This window comes from Paenibacillus amylolyticus, from assembly GCF_003719335.1.
Lineage (GTDB): Bacteria > Bacillota > Bacilli > Paenibacillales > Paenibacillaceae > Paenibacillus > Paenibacillus amylolyticus_D.
Map to the genome: position 1 here is coordinate 228,957 of NZ_RIAS01000007.1, position 17,810 is coordinate 246,766.

Annotated in this window: 15 protein-coding genes; 12 read left to right on the forward strand and 3 right to left on the reverse strand. The window is 46.4% G+C overall.

Annotated features, from left to right (window positions below):
• The first annotated feature begins 309 nt into the window (after positions 1-309).
• A complete protein-coding gene (locus EC604_RS31030) occupies positions 310-579 on the forward strand; it encodes a hypothetical protein (RefSeq protein ID WP_430538790.1) in 270 nt (89 codons plus the stop codon).
• Here EC604_RS31030 and EC604_RS14805 read toward each other — a convergent pair.
• Entirely contained in the window at positions 464-1,087 is a 624-nt protein-coding gene (locus EC604_RS14805; protein WP_123064894.1) for a GNAT family N-acetyltransferase, read from the reverse strand. The two genes, EC604_RS31030 and EC604_RS14805, sit on opposite strands and share 116 nt — an antisense overlap.
• Before the next feature lie 108 nt (positions 1,088-1,195).
• Positions 1,196-2,017, reverse strand: coding sequence for a TVP38/TMEM64 family protein (locus EC604_RS14810; RefSeq protein ID WP_123064895.1), 822 nt, complete (start codon positions 2,015-2,017; stop codon positions 1,196-1,198).
• Positions 2,018-2,177: 160 nt separating this feature from the next.
• Here EC604_RS14810 and EC604_RS14815 point away from each other — a divergent pair, with 160 nt between their 5' ends.
• The 3 genes from EC604_RS14815 to EC604_RS14825 all read left to right on the forward strand — a co-directional run bounded on the left by EC604_RS14815 (position 2,178) and on the right by EC604_RS14825 (position 7,782).
• Positions 2,178-2,876, forward strand: coding sequence for a response regulator transcription factor (locus tag EC604_RS14815; protein WP_123064896.1), 699 nt, complete (start codon positions 2,178-2,180; stop codon positions 2,874-2,876).
• On the forward strand, positions 2,869-4,206 hold the full coding sequence (locus EC604_RS14820) for a sensor histidine kinase (RefSeq protein ID WP_161556947.1): 1,338 nt from the start codon (positions 2,869-2,871) through the stop codon (positions 4,204-4,206). The genes EC604_RS14815 and EC604_RS14820 overlap by 8 nt, the downstream gene beginning before the upstream one ends.
• Positions 4,207-4,401: 195 nt before the next feature.
• Positions 4,402-7,782, forward strand: coding sequence for a HEAT repeat domain-containing protein (locus EC604_RS14825; protein ID WP_240036901.1), 3,381 nt, complete (start codon positions 4,402-4,404; stop codon positions 7,780-7,782).
• Positions 7,783-7,868: 86 nt separating this feature from the next.
• On the opposite strand, the gene EC604_RS14830 is transcribed toward EC604_RS14825, so the two are convergent.
• Positions 7,869-8,360, reverse strand: a complete 492-nt coding sequence (locus EC604_RS14830; RefSeq protein WP_123064898.1) for a hypothetical protein — start codon at positions 8,358-8,360, stop codon at positions 7,869-7,871.
• A 216-nt stretch (positions 8,361-8,576) separates the two neighbouring features.
• Between EC604_RS14830 and EC604_RS14835 the strand changes: the two genes are divergently transcribed.
• The 8 genes from EC604_RS14835 to EC604_RS14870 all read left to right on the forward strand — a co-directional run bounded on the left by EC604_RS14835 (position 8,577) and on the right by EC604_RS14870 (position 17,779).
• Positions 8,577-9,653 (forward strand): glycosyltransferase, encoded by a 1,077-nt coding sequence (locus EC604_RS14835; protein WP_161556948.1) that lies wholly within the window; start codon positions 8,577-8,579, stop codon positions 9,651-9,653.
• Between the two features lie 593 nt (positions 9,654-10,246).
• Positions 10,247-11,605, forward strand: a complete 1,359-nt coding sequence (locus tag EC604_RS14840) for a radical SAM/SPASM domain-containing protein (protein WP_161556949.1) — start codon at positions 10,247-10,249, stop codon at positions 11,603-11,605.
• A complete protein-coding gene (locus EC604_RS14845) occupies positions 11,577-11,873 on the forward strand; it encodes a PqqD family protein (protein ID WP_123064901.1) in 297 nt (98 codons plus the stop codon). The genes EC604_RS14840 and EC604_RS14845 overlap by 29 nt, the downstream gene beginning before the upstream one ends.
• On the forward strand, positions 11,843-12,619 hold the full coding sequence (locus EC604_RS14850; protein WP_123064902.1) for a S24/S26 family peptidase: 777 nt from the start codon (positions 11,843-11,845) through the stop codon (positions 12,617-12,619). The genes EC604_RS14845 and EC604_RS14850 overlap by 31 nt, the downstream gene beginning before the upstream one ends.
• Positions 12,607-12,849 carry a 4Fe-4S dicluster domain-containing protein gene (locus EC604_RS14855; protein WP_123064903.1) on the forward strand — a complete coding sequence of 81 codons (243 nt, stop codon included), beginning with the start codon at positions 12,607-12,609 and terminating at the stop codon, positions 12,847-12,849. The genes EC604_RS14850 and EC604_RS14855 overlap by 13 nt, the downstream gene beginning before the upstream one ends.
• Positions 12,850-12,939: 90 nt before the next feature.
• Complete coding sequence (locus EC604_RS14860) at positions 12,940-14,229, forward strand: hypothetical protein (protein ID WP_123064904.1); 1,290 nt, start codon at positions 12,940-12,942, stop codon at positions 14,227-14,229.
• Positions 14,226-16,070 (forward strand): ATP-binding cassette domain-containing protein, encoded by a 1,845-nt coding sequence (locus tag EC604_RS14865; protein WP_123064905.1) that lies wholly within the window; start codon positions 14,226-14,228, stop codon positions 16,068-16,070. Before EC604_RS14860 ends, EC604_RS14865 begins: the two co-directional genes overlap by 4 nt.
• The gene (locus EC604_RS14870) at positions 16,070-17,779 is read left to right on the forward strand and encodes an ATP-binding cassette domain-containing protein (protein ID WP_123064906.1); all 1,710 of its coding nucleotides are present in this window, start codon (positions 16,070-16,072) and stop codon (positions 17,777-17,779) included. Before EC604_RS14865 ends, EC604_RS14870 begins: the two co-directional genes overlap by 1 nt.
• Positions 17,780-17,810: the final 31 nt, after the last annotated feature.

Here is a 17,810-nt window from a genome sequence, read left to right on the forward strand (position 1 = left end):
AGACATAGGCGTAGTTATAGACAATGCCTCGTAAATGGGGAGCAAGATTCAACAATACGTGATGTCTTCAGATGGCGATCTTTTCCGAGTAGTATTCGGGAGAGGTCGCTTTTTATTTTGCCTGAAAGGAAAAGAAAATATATAAATGACAGATTGGGATAAAGATAAAGATAAAGACAGAGACAGAGATGGAGATAGTGTGCAGAAGAAGAAAAAAGGCAGGGGGCATTATACGGTTCATTTTAAAATGGAACGATGTTTGTAGCCGATGCGGTAGTGATCGCCACTCCAGCGTATGCGGCAGCAGATATGCTTGCACATGACCATAAGTCGATTGCAGAACACCTGCGTTCGATCCCGTATGCTTCGGTGATGAACGTCGTACTGGCTTATCGCGAGCAGGATGTGGGCGTTTCCCTGAATTCATCCGGTTTTGTTGTACCGCGTAAAGAAGAACGCAAAATTACGGCTTGCACCTGGACATCATGCAAGTGGGAGCATACTGCGCCAGCCATTCTTTTTTTAATATCGCATATTGATACGTGTTTTCGTATTTTGGCGTGCCGTCTTCATTTTTGACAAAAGAAATAAACTCAAGAAATAGCCCTTCCCGGCGCATGCCGAGTTTCTCACACAGCTTCTGAGACCGGAAGTTATCGTCTTCCACATAAGCATAGATTCGCCGAATTCCCTGTTCCATAAAAAGGTATTCCATGAAGGCACGAGCACTCTCACTGGCGTATCCTTTCCCCTCAAACCTTCCGTTAAAATTCCAGCCGATACTATACGTATCTGAATCTGACTTTGGATCTGAATTCGATTTCGAGTCTGGATCTGAATCTGGATCATGGCCCTCTGTCATACCAAACAGCTCTCCAATGATTTCATTGCTGTCTTTCAGACAAACGGCGATATGGGAGTCGTCCTTGCTTCGTTTCTCTACCTCTGCAATTGCTTCCTCAAGTGTCGACATCTGATGATCCATAAAGCAGTTCACTCGTGGATTCGCGGTATACTCGATTAGTCCGGTAGCATCCGTTGCGGTAAAATTACGTAAAATCAATCGATCCGTTTCAATGGTTTGCATAGATGATTCCTCCAATGATGATGGAAATAGATCATGGTTATCTATTCCGTATTCCGTATTTTGTTGTGTGTGTGATTGCATAGTACATATTCAAATCTTCCGTAACGCTTATCCCTTTTTCGGTGCCAAATCTCTCGGCTTAACTAGAGCAGGTGCAGCTTTTGTTTTAAACGTCGTGTTGACTTCCTTTGTCTCGTTTATCTCCTTGATCTCACTGACCTCGGTAGTCTCATTAGTCTGATTTGTTTTATCCGCTTTGGAGAACAGATTTATTAATTTGTCCTTGTAGATGTATCCGAATATAAATCCAACGACAGCGATGACCGATATGATGATGGCGATGGTGTATTGTTGCATATGAAGATTGGAACCCACCGCGGCTGAAGCGATAATCCAGGGCAACCGTCCAACTAGCAGAATAGTGAAGAAGCGTAAAGAGCTGATGGATGTCAGCGCAGCGACAAATACAAGCATATCTTTGGGCAACCCGGGTATGAGGAAAAAGATAAACAAAAAGGCAGTAAGTTTTCGCTCATCATGCATGAATGACATCCATTTCATATTTTGCTTCTGGAGCAGGCGAGATACAAAATCACGGCCGATGAAACGGGTGAAGTAGAAGGCAATCGCTGAACCTAAGACCAGACCAACGGTTGTATAGAAAGACCCCAATGCAGAACCATAGATGTATCCTCCGGCAATCTGCACAATTTCTCCTGGAATCGGCGCAACAACGATCTGCAAAATCTGGAATAAAATAAACATGATCGGGCCCCAGTGTCCCGTGGAATGAATATAAGCTCTGAAATTGTCCATCGACGACATGATTCTAATGATAGCTGGAGCATAATAGATCAGTAGACCCGTAGACAAGGCAGCGAGCAGACCCAGCAGTATTTTCATCACAGTACGTTTTGAGAATTTCGGCATAACGTAAGACCCCTTTGTATAATGAGATTCACTATTAACAGTATAAAACGAAATCATGAAGAGATACCTACTTAACTTCTTAAGAATTCTTAAGGCGATGCTGATCCGCTGGCTCTGTTAAAACGCGCGGACTATACTGGAAGGAACGGAGGGATTTCGAATGAACAACAACAAGCAGATTTTAATTGCAGATGACAATAGTGAGATTCGTGAGATCGTGAAGATTTTGTTAGAAAGTGAAAACTACGAAGTCATTGAAGCCGTCGACGGTCAAGATGCGATAGATAAAGTAACGCAGGAAACAGATCTTATTATTCTGGATATGATGATGCCCAATAAGTCGGGACTGAAGGCATGTCTGGAGATTCGTGAAAAAACGAGTGCACCGATCCTGTTCCTTACAGCGAAAACACAGGATTCAGATAAACAACTGGCTTTTTCGTCCGGAAGCGATGACTTTTTGTCCAAGCCTTTCTCGTATACCGAACTGGTGGCAAGGGTCAAGGCGCTGCTTCGCAGATATTATGTATACCGGGGCAAGGAAAAAGTCGAGGAGGCCGAGCACATTGCGGTGAAGGATCTGACCATTCACAAGGATGCCAAATCGGTGTATATCGGTGAGAAAGAAATCTCGCTGACGGAAATAGAGTATCAAATTCTGTTGCTCTTGGCTTCCAAACGAAGAAAGGTTTTTTCAGCCGAAAATATCTATGAAAGCGTGTGGCAGCAGCCTTATTTTTATACTTGTAATAACACGGTAATGGTTCATATTCGCAATTTGAGAAATAAGCTGGAAGACGACCCGCAGCATCCTAAATATGTGCAGACCGTTTGGGGGAAGGGGTACAAAATTGAATAAACTGCTCATCGGGAAAAAACTAAAGCTCAAGCTGGTGCTTGCAATTATTCTGTCTCTGTTTGTTGCGGTAGGAACATTTATCGTGTTACAGGTGGTTGGCGAGACCGCGCTTGATAGTTATCTTAGTAAATCAACGTTTAGCGAAAACAGACAGCAGGATGCGCTCGAACGATTCCAGACCATGGTAAGCAGTGAGCACTTGTCCACACAGGATCATCAGCGGCTCTCGGAATGGATTCGTGGGGAGCGGTATCTGGAGCTGTTTATGTTTGAACAGGATAAATTGATATATTCGTCCAACATACAAGCGGATTCTGCGATTAATGAAGAACTGTTAACTCAGTTCTTGCCTTCTCGCACACCGATTACAACGGTGCAGTTTACAGATAAAACAGTGCAGATCTATCTGGTTGGTTTCTATGAATATCAATACTATAACCTGCTTTTGATTTTGACGGTATTCGCAGCCTTGATTGCGTTTATTGTTGCGTTCTTGCTCATGATCAATCGGAAAATATCCTATATTGGTAATCTGGAGCGTGAGATTAAAATACTGGAAGGCGGCAATCTGGATTATAAGATTACTGTATCTGGTAAAGACGAGCTGTCATCGCTCGCAATGAGTATTGATGAGATGCGGAAATCATTTGTGGAACGGCTCGGTAGCGAGGAAAGGGTGAGAAGCGCGAATCGAGAGTTGATTACGGCCATTTCTCATGATTTGCGCACACCGCTCACGATTCTGCTGGGATACATGGACATTATTGAACTGGGCAAATACAAGACACAGGAAGACCTGCACCAGTATATTCACAATAGCCGAGAGAAGGCGTATCAGATCAAGATCCTATCAGATAAGCTGTTCGAGTACTTCACGGTGTCTACTGCATCAGAGGAAGGGGACGTAGAATTCGAAATCTATGATGGAAGGGAGTTGTTTGATCAGCTCCTGGATGAGCAGCTAGCCTTAATGGAAAATTTCGATGTTGAGATGAAGCAGCAATACGGAGAACGGGCCTTTTTGATCGAGTTGAACCTTGTAGCGATCCGTCGTGTGTTTGATAATATTTTTTCGAATATAAAGAAATACGCACACACGTCTTATCCAGTGCATATCGAGCTGTTCTTTCATCAGCAAACCTTAATCATGACGGCTCGGAACCGGATTAAACCTGTCGACAAAACGAAGGACAGTAACGAGATCGGACTCGTTAGTTGCCAGAAAATCATCGAACAGCATAACGGAACATTGAAGATATCTCAGGCAGCAGACACATTTATCTTACAGATCGAATTGCCTGTTATTCTCAGTAAAGAAGATCAGAAGTAGCAGCTTATACAGGCAAATGGGGAGTATAGGCAGTTTAGGCAGAAAGAATGCATGTTCACTTATTCGATGAAACTTCCAGGTGTCAGGAAGGGTTATATAAGAGAGCTATAGAAAAGGTCACATAGAAGAGTGGCGAAAAGAAAAAGTGTAAGTGGAAATGAAAGTACAAGTGACAACATGAGGGGAGAGAGTTTCGTGAAGAACAATCATACTCCACTGAGTAAAAATCGGGTTTTGGAAGAACTGGACTCGCTGGGTTATTCGAACCGAATGAAAGAGATTGCGCGGCTGGGACGGAATCATCTGGCTGTGGCCCCGAAAGAATACGCAGCGCTGCTCATTCAGCTACTGGACAGCGGGACAGCGTACGAGGCACATCTGGCACTAACCGGAGCTGGTGCGGTAAAAGATGCACAAGCTGTTATACACGCATTAAATCATTCTAAGGCCGGGGTTAGGGGACGAGCAGCCTGGATGTTGGCAGAGGTGGTCATTGATCCGGGGTATAACATTGAATCCGAGATTGTTTCGATGTCGCACCATTGCCGTCAGCAACTACTGCGAAGTATTGTGAAGTATGCCAGACAGGATTGGGCAGAACGTCTGTTGCCGATCGTATTGGAACGTTGGGGTGCCGATGAGGCTGTTTTCCTACTATCCATGTGCGGTGAAGCAACGGTTCGCACACGACTGCCACAGCTTGGATATGCGATTGATAATTGGCGGGTAATTACGACCCGGTATCCTGATTTGGTCGCTGCTTACTTAGAAAATGCCTTAAATCAGGCATCGGAGAGCGACAGGCCCAGTGTGTGGTATGAGATGAGCACGGCGGTAGAGAAGCTGAGTATAGTAAGACCAGCAGTAGTCCTGGAATATGCATTGTCTTATGGTCCAAAAGAACAGATTCATCCTGTAATTAAGAATCAGCTGGGTATCCTGATTCGGACTAGCCCTGAGCAAGTATTTGAGCTGCTCACGAGGCAGGAAACAAGGGCATACCTGCTGAACAACGGAGTTCCGGCGGGTGTGTTGAAAAAGAGAAGATACTTCACCACCGCGCATTGGACTGCAATGGTGACCATGCTTGCCGAAGCACCTTTTCAAGTGGCCAAGGTGCTGGATACGCTTGCCCCTTCGAGCCGTGAAGCGTTATTTAATGCGGCGTATCCGGAGCAGGAGCGAACGAATCGAGTGTTCCCTATGACCTTGCTCGATGTACTGCCGCATCAGTTGCGCGACAAGGAAGCGGTTCGCATGCTTAACCTGCGAGAAGTCAAGGAAGACCGGGGAAGAACGTTCGATATGACAGCACGTCGCCTGATTATACAAGTTAGAGAAACGCTGGAACAGTCTGTTCAGGTATCGAATGCGGATGAGCGTGCTACGGCGTATTCCCGGTTGATACAAAGCACGGCTTTGTCCCGTAGTGGGATGGAGGAAACAATACGCTTTCTGACAAGGGTAAAAAACGATCAGGACCCGGTACGTTTCATCGTCATGGCTGAACTATCGAGATGTCCAGTCACGATGTTTAAGGAAGAGCATGTGCCACATCTGACGATCCTGGTCGACAGTGTCATTGAGGCGAGAGATACTTCACATGGAACCAGAACCGCAGTCGAGCAATTGGCTTTTACCGTTCTGCGGGAGCATGCAAATGAACCGGAGCGTCCCTTGTTCCAATTCGCACTTAGAACACTCAAGCGTATGGCGATGCGTGATGGGCAGTTTATGTTATTTTCCAGAGAGTGGGAGAGTCTGCCGCAGGCCGCGCTAGAAACCTTATTTGAGGAGATCTATGCCATGGGTATAGAAGCGAATAAACGGGAGAGTGACTACGTCGTTCTACAGATGGCTAGTGCATTTGGCAAAGCAATTGATCGATTGCCCAAACTCCATGATCTGCTCGAGGAATTGGTGAAGGGTAAAAAATCAGCGGCTCAAGCCGTCAGGTACTGGCTGGCACCCTACAAGACCAGGGATAAACGGGTTAGGGAACTGCTGGACCTTGATCCGACATTCATCTCATTCTACGAAGTGTTCGAGCACTTGCACCTGAAACGTCAGGAGTGGCTTGATCCGTTTATCTCCGGCAAAGTCCTCAAAGGCAAGCATTTAACAGGGAAAACGATCTATCTCGTTCCGGCTTATAATGGCTTTTACCGCTGGTTGCCTCGTCAGCAACAGGCGCTGGCTTCGCTGCTTGACCGGGTGGCACAAGACAACAAGCGAAGCTTCTATGAGCGTGCAAATGCGATGCGGAGTTTGGCGGGCATGCCGGATTATCGCTCGAATCAGCCGTTAGAGAAGCTGTTAACTGATCCAGAAGTACATATTGTCGAGGCTGCACTGCATGCCTTTTCGCTAACGGAGGAACCGGAAGAGGCTCTTCCGGTGTTATTAAATAATCTGGATGGAGATCGTGCACGAGTGGCGATGTATTCTATTCCGCGGTGTGCACGCAGGGTGAATCCGGTGCTGCTCACGTCCATGCTTTCGGACCTGTTAGACCGGGAGAAACTCAAGATTACAGTGCGGAAAGAAGCAGTGCGACTGCTGGGAGCCTATAAAATCCGCGAGAGTGTGACCTTACTCGTCCGGGAATTCGAAAAGCCAAACAGGCACAAGGATGTCATCATTGCCATTGGTCATGCGGCCAGACAATGTCTGGATGATGAGCGAAGCTGGGCAATGATGAGTGTTATGGCGTCTTCTTCGGATCGAGACATTGCACGCAGTTTGCTGAATCAGCGTCCCGATGAACTTCCGGTGGAAGCGCGGCAGCGATATTTACAATGGATTACGGAGATTGCAGGTCATGATGACCCGATTGTATCGATGGAAGCTTTTCATGCCATGTCACGTTGGGGAAAGGTAAGTGCAGAGGTTATTGCAGATTGTGCTGGCACAGCGCTGAGCAATCTCCAGGAGGGTACACGCTGGAAATCTGCACTCCATGCCTTCGTCACGGTTTGCAAAGACGGGAAGGTGAATGATCGGGTCATGCAGGTCACTCGGGAATTGGCACAAGCAAAGGTGGAGGACGACTGGAACGCAGGCAGTGAGCGGGATTTGCCGCATCGTCAGCGACTGCACCAGTTGATTGACTCGCTTGTCTCGTTATCTCCACTGGTGAAAAGGAAACTTGCTCCGTTATATGCAGCCATGATCGAGACTCTTCAGCAACATGAAATGCTGAAACTCACCGTGATTCGTCTGCACTTGGCTGCGATGGACTGGAGCCAGCCGGATCAAGTGATCACCCGGTTGTATCCTGTCATTGACGTTGCAAATGCGAATCCGGTTGTACTGAACTCGGTGGATCGGCAGGTTACACGTACAGTGCTCGATAGCAAAGGGTATTGGAATCCTGAACATCTGCTTCACATCGTAGATGTGTTGAGAGCGCGGGCGGATATAACTTCTTCATGGATTGGACTCTCTTTGCTCAAGATTGCTGGAGAGGAACTATTATGGAACCAGGATTGCCGCGAACGCCTGAGAGCATACCGGCAACATGAGCAAGAAGCGGTTCGTCTGCTGGCGTTGGATAGTTGGACAATACTTGAATAACATCACAGGAAAAGCGGTACAGAGATTATTCTGTACCGCTTTTTTGGCATGATTTAATGTTCAGAAGAACATGGTTCAGTGAAGGTTTAGCGGCCCGCATTAATGGATTCAAACATCTGCTCTTCATATTTCAGTACACTGTCGCTTCCGGGCTTGGTTACTCCGGTGTATACATTTTTGGTATTGTGATAGAAGGCTTCAGCCAAATCCCTGAGACGGTCAAGATCATGATGCTTCAGGGCAATAGCCTGGAATATACCGCTTAACATATATTTGTCGTCTGAACTATCGTCAAGATATCTCAAATTAAGAAACTCATTGAGAACATATACTTTGAATTCCTCAAGCTCTTCAGTAGTGGGGACATATTCCTTAGCGAGCTTCTCTACTGCAGCAGCCTTTTCCTTCGGGGATTGCTGGTTGTTTGCGATTTGATCAATCTGTTCTTCCCAAGCAGAGGAAGGGGGTTCATCCTGAATAGAGACAGCAGGTGACACATCACTACCGGCTCCACTGTAGAACATCAATGTCGTAAAAGTGTACATCAGGAATGATAACATAAACGCAATCTCTTTCATTTTTTTCCTCCATTGTATATTTATATAGAGTAGTGTACCAGAGATTCGAAAGACATGTCATGTAATGTAGATTTAATTAAACATGCAAATAAGTTCTAGATGTCAAAATAATAAATTTACTTTAAAGCGGAGAAGTGTTAGTATGTGGTGGAAAATGTTAGAAAAAGGATCTGAATTATGCTTCTACATGATCTGCACTCAAGGAGGCATCCCGTATTGAACATTGTATTTGTCGTGGATATTGTGCTCAGTGGCCGAGGTGGTATGGAGACAGCCCTTTCGTTAATCTATCATGAGCTCAAACAGAAACATGATATCACCGTGATTTTAAGAGGGGAGTCTGCAGATGATGCCTGGGAAGAGGGGATAAATACGATCACTTTGTCTGCCAAGATCAATGATTTTATCCCAAAGCATATTTTGTTCAATATGTATTCTGCTGCCTTGGCGAACGTCATGAAAGACCTTCCGAGAGCAGATATCATCGTCTCGACAGGTGCTATTGGCGTGAAAGCTTCAACGATGGCAGTGAAGCGGTTAGATATTCAAGTACCGGTGGTTAGCTGGCTTCATTTTAATCTGGATTTTTACTATCAATTCTTCGAAGATTTACGTGCCGCGGATGGCCATCTGGCGATCAGCGAAGGGAATTTAAGAGATTTAAACTGTGTTTTTCCCGAAAAACAAAACAAGCTGGTCTATAATCCCGTGAAATTTGATAACATTCCATATGTGAACAGAGCACCTCATCCCGTATTTCTGGTTGTTGGAAGACTGGCCAAGGTGAAAAATGTGGATCAGATCTTGAGGGCTTTTTCTCCTTTGCAAAAAGAATACTTTGAATTACACATCATTGGTGATGGTAATCAATATGAATCTTTAGTAGAACTGTCCAGGCAACTGGGACTGCAGAATCACGTGGTCTGGTATGGGTGGCAACCAAGGCCATGGGATACGGTGATTAGTGCGACTTCACTAGTCCTGGCATCGGATACAGAACCGTTTGGGCTGGTTCTGATTGAAGCCCTTGCTAGAGGCATTCCGGTGATCTCCAGCAACTGCAAGTATGGGCCAGGAGAGATTATAAATGACAGCAATGGCTGGCTGTATGAGCCTGATAATCTGAAGCAACTGACGTCTATTTTGGATGGCGTTATGCAAGGACGCTTGCCGCTTCCTGCACCAGAATTATGCAGAGAGTCGGTGAGAAGTTACGCCGTGCAAAGCATCGCTGAACGTTTTGAACAGGCGCTCCAGGACATTGAAAATGACCAAGCTATTCAACAGAAATGAATTGTTCACAGAATATTCAAAAAATAGTTGACACAGCAAAAGAATGGAAGTATTCTAGAAAAAAATTCAATTAAATGAAATAAAATACATTGTACTCCAAGAAGAATTACACATGTTCATACCATGCACATGGACTCTACAGCATATCCAATTACAAAATCTAATGTGAATTAATTTGATGTTCACGTTAACTTCCTAGAATGACCTCTCGATCTCCTTCCTTTCTTTTTTAACTAGACTTGAAAGTGCAATCTTTGTGCTAGACAAGCCTTTACCCCATTCGTTCAACGTTTGAATCGTTCAGCTTTTTTGTTTTCTCTTACAGCTTCCTCTTTCAATAAACCTTTTTTGCTCAAAATGCAAGCGCTTACCTTACGTTGTTATATGAGAGGAGGTGAGAAGACATGACGAATTATAAAAAACCGACTTTTCGCAAATTGGAATCCGCAGCGATTGCTGTTGCAGCAGGTTGTGGCTGTGGTTGCGCATTTTCAGTGGGCGCCGGTTATGGATCTTGCTAATCATTTATTGTTCATGAACACACAAAGAGGCCTGTTTATCGGCCTCTTATCTTGATTATTGGAGGCATGTTCATGCAAATGGAGGAACGATTGCATATTCCGGATGTCGCGGTGTACTACGAGGATGGTCAGTATGTCGTACATAACGTTCAACTCAACTGTTGGGTTGTGTACTCACCAAGCGAGTATGAGATTGCATCGGAATTGATATATGACGGAAAATCGGCAACTGAATTGATTGATTCAGGCTTAAACCCGCAGCAGGTGAAGCAGGTTGCACGAAAAATGTTGATGTATCGTGTAGCCTATCAAGGAGAAAGACCCGCTGAGTACCACATGCTGGATGTGATGCAGAAGCAGGGAATGGGGAAGGTTCCGCCTGCTGCTGTATATTTCGTAACGACCTATAAATGTAATCTGAGCTGTATTTATTGTTATGCGGACAGCAGCCCGGAGCGCTCGATGAATGGGGATATGAATACGGAAGAAGCCAAAGACATGATCAGACAGATCAAGGAACTTGGCAGTAGTACCATCGTGTTTACGGGTGGTGAGGCGTTTATCCGTAAGGACATCATGGAGCTCATGGCCTACAGTAAAGAAATCGGATTACGAGTTAACGTAATCAGCAATGGAACATTAATTAACAGTCGTGAAAAGGTCAATGAAATTGCCAAGCTGGTGGATGTGTTTACGATCAGCTTTGACTCACTCGACAAAGAGGAGCATGAAGCCAATCGCGGTATAAATACGTGGGAACGTGCTCGTAAATCGATTGATCTTATCTTAGAAGCCGGAATTAAATTGAAAATCAACCAAACGGTGACCAAGCATAATCGGGATTCAGTTGAGCCCATGCTGCAGTTTGCCACGGAGCGCTCGGTACGCTTGAATATTGTACCGCTAGCGACGCTTGGCCGCGGGGATGACCGCATGCAGGGACTGAACTTTGGCGAACGTCGCCGAATTGCGGATCGGATGCTGGATATTGAGATGGGAGACGCTCATGAAGATTGTCATGCCTTGAACGTAAGGCAATATGAGCGTAGACGGCATTGCGGTCACGGTACGAGCGAGTTTTCAATTGATGCGAAGGGCAACGTTTTCCCCTGCAAGCTGATGCATTCTCCGATGTTCCACGCTGGATCGATTCGAGAGAAGTCACTTCGGGAAATATGGGAGACGTCGGAGGTGTTTGAACGCTCGCGGAACAGGACGGTGCACACGTTGCCAGAGTGCATGAAATGTACGTTCAGGGAATCTTGCGGTGGGGGCTGTCGTGCATTTCATTGGGGAGCTACAGGTGACATTGACGGAACCACCCCTCATGATTGTTCAGGGATCCGGCGTGGAATTCGTAGAAAAATGGTAGCTTATTTCAAAATGGCAGGAGGTAAACCGAATGAGCCAGTGGTTTCAAATAGCCGATGATGTTTTTTTTGATGAAAATGTAGAAGGAATATTCATTCTTTCGGATGCTGGTGAGGTATTTGTATTGGAGGATGATGTCAGTAAAGCGGTGTGGAATATGCTCGCAGATTCTGCACAATCTCTTGATGAGATGTGTCAGCAGATCAAGCTGAAATTCAATATTGGCGATGAAGATCATGTCGAGGACGACGTTCGGGATTTTGTAACGGCATTATCCAAAATAGGAGTTCTGAACGAATGCTTAGTACCCGCAGACAGGATTTCCTGATTCGTGCATTGCAACAAGGCAAGTCCATCCCCATCGTGATTGAGGGTCACTGTATGCACCCTCTTCTTGTTGAAGGGCAGCACATTACTGTGCATCCTTTACTGGAAGACATCAAAGTAGGCGATATTGTGCTGGTTCGTGACCAGATGAAAGGTTTTTTGGCTCATCGCATTATCAGCCTTGGACATGACTTCGTTGTTACTTCAGGTGACCGCAATCACATGTCTGATCCTCCGGTACGGCGGAACGATATTTTGGGACGGCTGGATGTACCGGAAAATCCAATGCTCAATCAGAACCCGGAGCAAAATCCTGATCAGCGTTCATCGACCTTAACTGATTTACAAGGGTTATCATGTGAAATAAAGATTGTTGTTCATCCTGATGCCATTGATAGTTCATATGGTGAAGTGTTGTCTCGTGCCTTTGGTATAGATGTCGACATTGCGGAAAATCCGCTCACCCAGCTAAAGCATATGCGGGAGAAGGGATGGACATCCGTTGTCATTCATGAAGGTGCAAGACAGCATCTATCTCAGTTGCCGCATGTTGCTAGCAGGGTTGTGATCTTTGCCGGTTACGAGGTGGCGAGGGACACGGATGAATCTGCCGGTATTATTGGCATGAGTGATGTGGACTTCGTAGCTCGAACAGCAGTCGAGTATTGGAATAACCTGCATGCAGAACTAAGCATTGCAGCGATTATAGGTTTTCATATGAGGGGGACAACCGTATGTCATGGGTAATTACCGCCACATGCGAAGGAGAACTTTTGGCTAAATGTATCGTGGCTTGCCCCGAAGAAGCCATTCAGACATCTCCGGATGCGAAGCAATATTATATTAATCCATCGGTATGTACCGATTGCGGCCTGTGTGATCTGGCTTGCCCTGTGGCAGCTATTTTTCCGGAAAGCGCTGTGCCGAAGCAATGGAGAAGCAGCATTGAAGAGAATCGTTTGTTCTTTCTCACGTAGTCACGCCATCATAACCTGCATATGTCAGCGCAAGGCGGAAGAGGCTTGCGTTGACATGTAGTATCAGGGAAGAAGGGGAGCCGTAATACGATGCCGACACTTCGTGTACGAGTTGGGCAATATCCACTGTTATTGGAGTTGTGTAGAGCCATTAATGAGTTAAGACAAGATAAGTTGTGGACTGTTCCTAAGGAACGAAACTATCCGCCTGCGCTCTTGAATCTTATCCGTAATCGGGGTCTTCGTTCTAATGTCTATCGCTATTGGGGCAGTTTGCTTCTGAAAGATATGTTGGCTGTCCAAAGTGAGCCGGAAGTTAAATTGGTCAAACGCATATTAAGTGCATCTGCGGATACCAAAGCGGATGAGGTTATGGCTGAATATGAAAGTCATCTGGCTTCACAATGCGAGGCGATTCGTGAGTATCTCGCACCTTTAATCCAAAATTTTGACATTGCCGAGGTTGTTGAACTGAAGCTTTACCCGCTATCAACCATGCCTCCTCCGCAGATCGGAAGATTCGGGGCCAGCCTGAGCAAAGCAACAACAACATCCGTTCATTTGGCCTTCGGCGCACCACCGCTTCATCTGTGGGATGACTTTAACCTGACCGTCTCTTTCTTCGCACGAGGCGGCATTCATTATCTCGTTAAAGAATGGCTGCTTGCTCACGAAGGTGAATATGGAGAAGTAAAGGAAGGTTTGAAGCCGTATCTGATTAATCTGGTATCGGCGATCATTTTAATGGAAGTGGATCACTTTTTCAGCACGAATTTTGATCTGGTTTTCCATGAAGAGGACAAATTAGTCTATCAGTGGGCACTCTCGCAATATGATGGCAAGATGGGGTTTGGTAACCATCTGATTCAATATGTTCGCAATCTGAATGCGGACTGGCCGCCTCCGCATCTGGGAGATGTTCGTCATGACGTCCCTATGACGGTCGTACATACGATCCAGAAGAAGGTTCGAGTCTCCATAAGCGACCAGTACAACCTTTTGGCAAACACCAGATGGATTGCTGATTATTATGATATTGCGGAGGCGGAGGATGATGGCGGATTGGGGAGGGCATATCCGTTTCTGGTCTTGCCATGGAATGCAGAAGGTGCTGCCGAGATCTGCTCAAGGCATCATATACAGCACAGCTATCATGAAGCCGCCGTGACTTATGAGCATATGACGGGTCAAAAGCAGTTCGATACCACCGATACCCTCTGTCTGCTCATAGACGATGATGCGGAGTCCTCTTGGAAGTTTGTTTTACTGTGTCCTTCCGCGCGTACTGGATCAGGTTATTACATTGAGACTTCCGTATTGTCACAGATTCATACAGCAATCGCTTTCGTAGATTCTGCCTCGGGAAGGAGAATATTATGAGCCGTTTACAGGCCGGATTGGTCCAGATGTGGATGATTGTCCGGGCAGGGGATCGGGCGATCTGGGTATTGTTAGCGCTTATTCTTGCACTCGGCGTATGGCCTGGTTTCATGGTATGGGCAATCAAGCATTCGGTGAATCAACTGGCTAATGGCGACCGCAACGCCTCTTTAGCTTACATAGGCATTATTGCTGGGGCTGGCACGATTGCGATTTTGCTCAACGTGATACAGCCCTATTTTCTTAGAAAAGTAAAAGACCACGTCTATCATAATCTGTCTATCCGTTTGTTTGACAATGTGAATCGCAGAACAGAAAATGAGCTGCTCCGTGCGTCGACCCGAAACCGGATTTCAAGCACCTCGGAATCGGTCAGCTCCATCTACCATGGTGGACTGGACGGGCTGTCGGCACTACTCCAGGTCATTATAACGGGATTTTCCCTGACATGGATTCTGCTAGTTGTAGCATGGTGGGCGCCCCTGCTAATTCTCGCTGGAACGGTGCTTAATGTTTGGCTCATGAAAAAGGCAGCAGCTACTGAATCGGATTTTCTACAAAGCATCTCGGAAAAAACGAGGCTGGAAGGAACTTTTCTGGACATGCTGACCACATTAAAGTCTGCCAAAGAAATGCGTGTTTTTGGCATATCCGGTTGGGTGAAAGACAAATGGCAGACCGAGCAGATTCGAATTGCACAGTTAACGATCAGACAAATGATCAAGACCGGATTTTACAGATTGGCAGGTCAACTTGGCAGCGGGGTTGTAACAACCATTGTATTGCTGGCCGGGTTATGGAAGCTTTGGCAAGGTACACTGCATCCCGGAGAAGTCGCAGCACTGCTAATTGGGGGGCTGCATCTGGAACAGTTACTGGGTCTGGTTCTTAGCCAGGGCAAGCACTGGTTGGGACGGAAAATGTTCTTGGCGGAACTGATTCAGCAGCCCGCAGAGGAACAGTCGAAAACAGTGGCAAATCCGGTTACAGAGACAGTTGCAAACACAGCTGTTGCCAAAAGTACAAACATAACTCCGTATGCGGGTATGGATACAGGCACAGTAGGCTGCCAAAATAATGATATCCATTCTACCTGCGCCATTTCTGTTCGACAACTAACGTTCAGTTATGACGGGGATCATGATGTGCTGAAAAACATCAACTTTGATATTGAACGCGGAGCCAGGGTGGCGATCGTTGGCGCCAACGGCTCAGGCAAAAGTACCTTGATGCTGATGCTTGCGGGCTTGTTGAAGCCGGACCATGGTTTCGTAGTGTCGGAGGATACAGGTGGCTTCTGTTTGCAAGACTACGGACGTTATAAACTATCCGCTGCCGAGAACGTGTATCTGGGCGATATTACTCGCAAGGAGCATACGGAAGACATAATGGAAGCATTGAAGCTGACCAATGCCCAATTTGTAAACACACTGCCTCAAGGGCTACAAACCGAGTTGTGGCCGGAAGTCGGGGGATCGGATTTGTCAGAAGGCCAGTGGCAGCGGCTCGCGTTAGCCAGAAGTATGTTCCGGGCTATTTATCGGGCAGGCTCGGTCATTATCATGGATGAGCCAACGTCCAAACTGGACCCGAGTAACGAATTAAGCATTCTGGAGTCCATCATTAACCGATTAGAGGGATACACCGTATTGTTTGTTGTTCATCGTCTGGTGGGTTGTGCCTTTGCGGATACAGTTCTTCTGATGGATCAGGGAGAAATCCGGGACTATGGAACACATGATGGATTGCTTCAGACAAGCGAACCTTATCAAGCGATGTGGAAAGCCTCTTCTTCTTTTATGGAGACGATGAAGGAAGAGGAAGGAGGGGACGTGGCCTAATGTGGTTAACCAAGGTAAAGAACAAACGAAAGTTGTTACCATGGATTGCGTTCGCTCTGTCCGTGACACTGTTCAAAGGGATATTGCCCGCCGTTCGCATTTTTTTATTCGGTTATGCTGTTCAGCAAGTGATTTCCGGGGTGGATCTCGATCGGATGATTCTGCTGATGGCCTGGTTTGCGGCAGCAACCATCGGAGAGAAAGTGATGGATTCGTTGTACGGCATTGCGCTGGAGGGACTGCGTGTTCATATGGGCCGAGCCGCCAAAGAGCTGTATATCGATCAATATAACAAAGTACCCTATCAGAAACTTCTCGATGCCTCGTTTTCCGAATCAGCGGAGAAGGCAGCGAACGGTCTCGATCGTGGACATCGCGTTCTTACGCTGGCCCTGGATGTTCTGAGTGCCGCAGTAACTTTAATCAGCTTGGGTACAGCGCTATGGTTTGTCACGAAAATCGGGTGTCTGGTGATGATGGTAACCTTTGCTTTTGTTGTAATCAAACAATACAAGCTGGGCCGTCAGATGTTTAACATAGAAAATCAGCTGTCAGGTCAGCGTATCCGTGAAAATTATTACCGTAGCACTGTCATGGACTTTCAACTGGGCAAGGAACGAAAGCTGTTTGGATACTCCCCTTATATCGTGGGTCTGTGGAAAAATACATTTACGGACATCAGCAAGACCAATCAATCCTTTCTCCTTACCTCCCAAAAGACATCAGGACTGATGCAGATTGGTCAACTTCTTCTCATCTCAGTGGCTTATATGGTATCGATTCTGACGGCCAGTTCATCCATCGGTGGTTTAATCATCGCCTTTCAATTAATTGATGAATTGCTTGGCAAAGCCAATGCATTTGTACTGGAGCTGCGCATGTTTACCAGTGAATTACTCACTGCGTCCAATCTCTCTCGTTTTTTGGCTAAAGATACTGCTGATCAAGTCGAGACCCCTGCCAAGGAAGCGAACAACGAAATTGAACTGAATGGAGTGGGATTCTCCTATCCGAATCACAGCAATCCTGTATTGACCGATGTGACCATGCATTTTCGTACTGGAGAGCTCGTCGGGCTGGTTGGGGAGAACGGAGCTGGTAAAACAACGCTATGCAATCTGATCTGTGGTTTGCTTGAGCCTGCCGAAGGCGAGATTTGGGTGGATGGAAAGCCTAGCTTGCACACCGACAGGTTGCGTTCAGTCTCCGTTGCTTATGCTGATTTTTCCAGATTCCCGCTAAGTGTTCAGCAGAATGTTGGACTTCATCAAAAGTGGAGTGATGTTGCGCAGCAGCTTGTACAGGACATCATCGAGCGAAGCGGAGACAAGCGGCTCGGTGCAGGGTATACAGACGGAACGGAGCTGTCGGGCGGACAATGGCAACGTGTGGCGGTTGCCCGGGCAATGGCTAATACCCGAACGATGCTGATCCTGGATGAGCCTACGGCTGCGATGGACCCTGTGATGGAGGAAAGTGTCGTTCGAAGTGTGAAACAATTTGCCGCTCAAGGCAAAGCGGCATTGCTGATTGCACATCGGGTCAGTACGGTGATGCATTGTGACAGAGTTTATGTAATGGCGGATGGACAGATTGTGCAGGAAGGCGCACCGCTTAGACTGTTGGAGGAAGATGGCGTATTCAGGGATATGTACGGTGCGCAGGTTGCATTGCTGAGGAAGCAGGGAATGGCCGCATCCGTCGGATGATATCTGGAAGCGTTGGAAAGGGGAAATATCG

Coding starts and splice junctions, on each gene's coding strand:
- EC604_RS31030 (WP_430538790.1), top strand. CDS start 310: ATGCTTGCACATGACCATAAGTCGATTGCAGAACACCTGCGTTCGATC.
- EC604_RS14805 (WP_123064894.1), bottom strand. CDS start 1,087: ATGCAAACCATTGAAACGGATCGATTGATTTTACGTAATTTTACCGCA.
- EC604_RS14810 (WP_123064895.1), bottom strand. CDS start 2,017: ATGCCGAAATTCTCAAAACGTACTGTGATGAAAATACTGCTGGGTCTG.
- EC604_RS14815 (WP_123064896.1), top strand. CDS start 2,178: ATGAACAACAACAAGCAGATTTTAATTGCAGATGACAATAGTGAGATT.
- EC604_RS14830 (WP_123064898.1), bottom strand. CDS start 8,360: ATGAAAGAGATTGCGTTTATGTTATCATTCCTGATGTACACTTTTACG.
- EC604_RS14840 (WP_161556949.1), top strand. CDS start 10,247: ATGCAAATGGAGGAACGATTGCATATTCCGGATGTCGCGGTGTACTAC.
- EC604_RS14845 (WP_123064901.1), top strand. CDS start 11,577: ATGAGCCAGTGGTTTCAAATAGCCGATGATGTTTTTTTTGATGAAAAT.
- EC604_RS14850 (WP_123064902.1), top strand. CDS start 11,843: ATGCTTAGTACCCGCAGACAGGATTTCCTGATTCGTGCATTGCAACAA.
- EC604_RS14855 (WP_123064903.1), top strand. CDS start 12,607: ATGTCATGGGTAATTACCGCCACATGCGAAGGAGAACTTTTGGCTAAA.
- EC604_RS14860 (WP_123064904.1), top strand. CDS start 12,940: ATGCCGACACTTCGTGTACGAGTTGGGCAATATCCACTGTTATTGGAG.
- EC604_RS14865 (WP_123064905.1), top strand. CDS start 14,226: ATGAGCCGTTTACAGGCCGGATTGGTCCAGATGTGGATGATTGTCCGG.
- EC604_RS14870 (WP_123064906.1), top strand. CDS start 16,070: ATGTGGTTAACCAAGGTAAAGAACAAACGAAAGTTGTTACCATGGATT.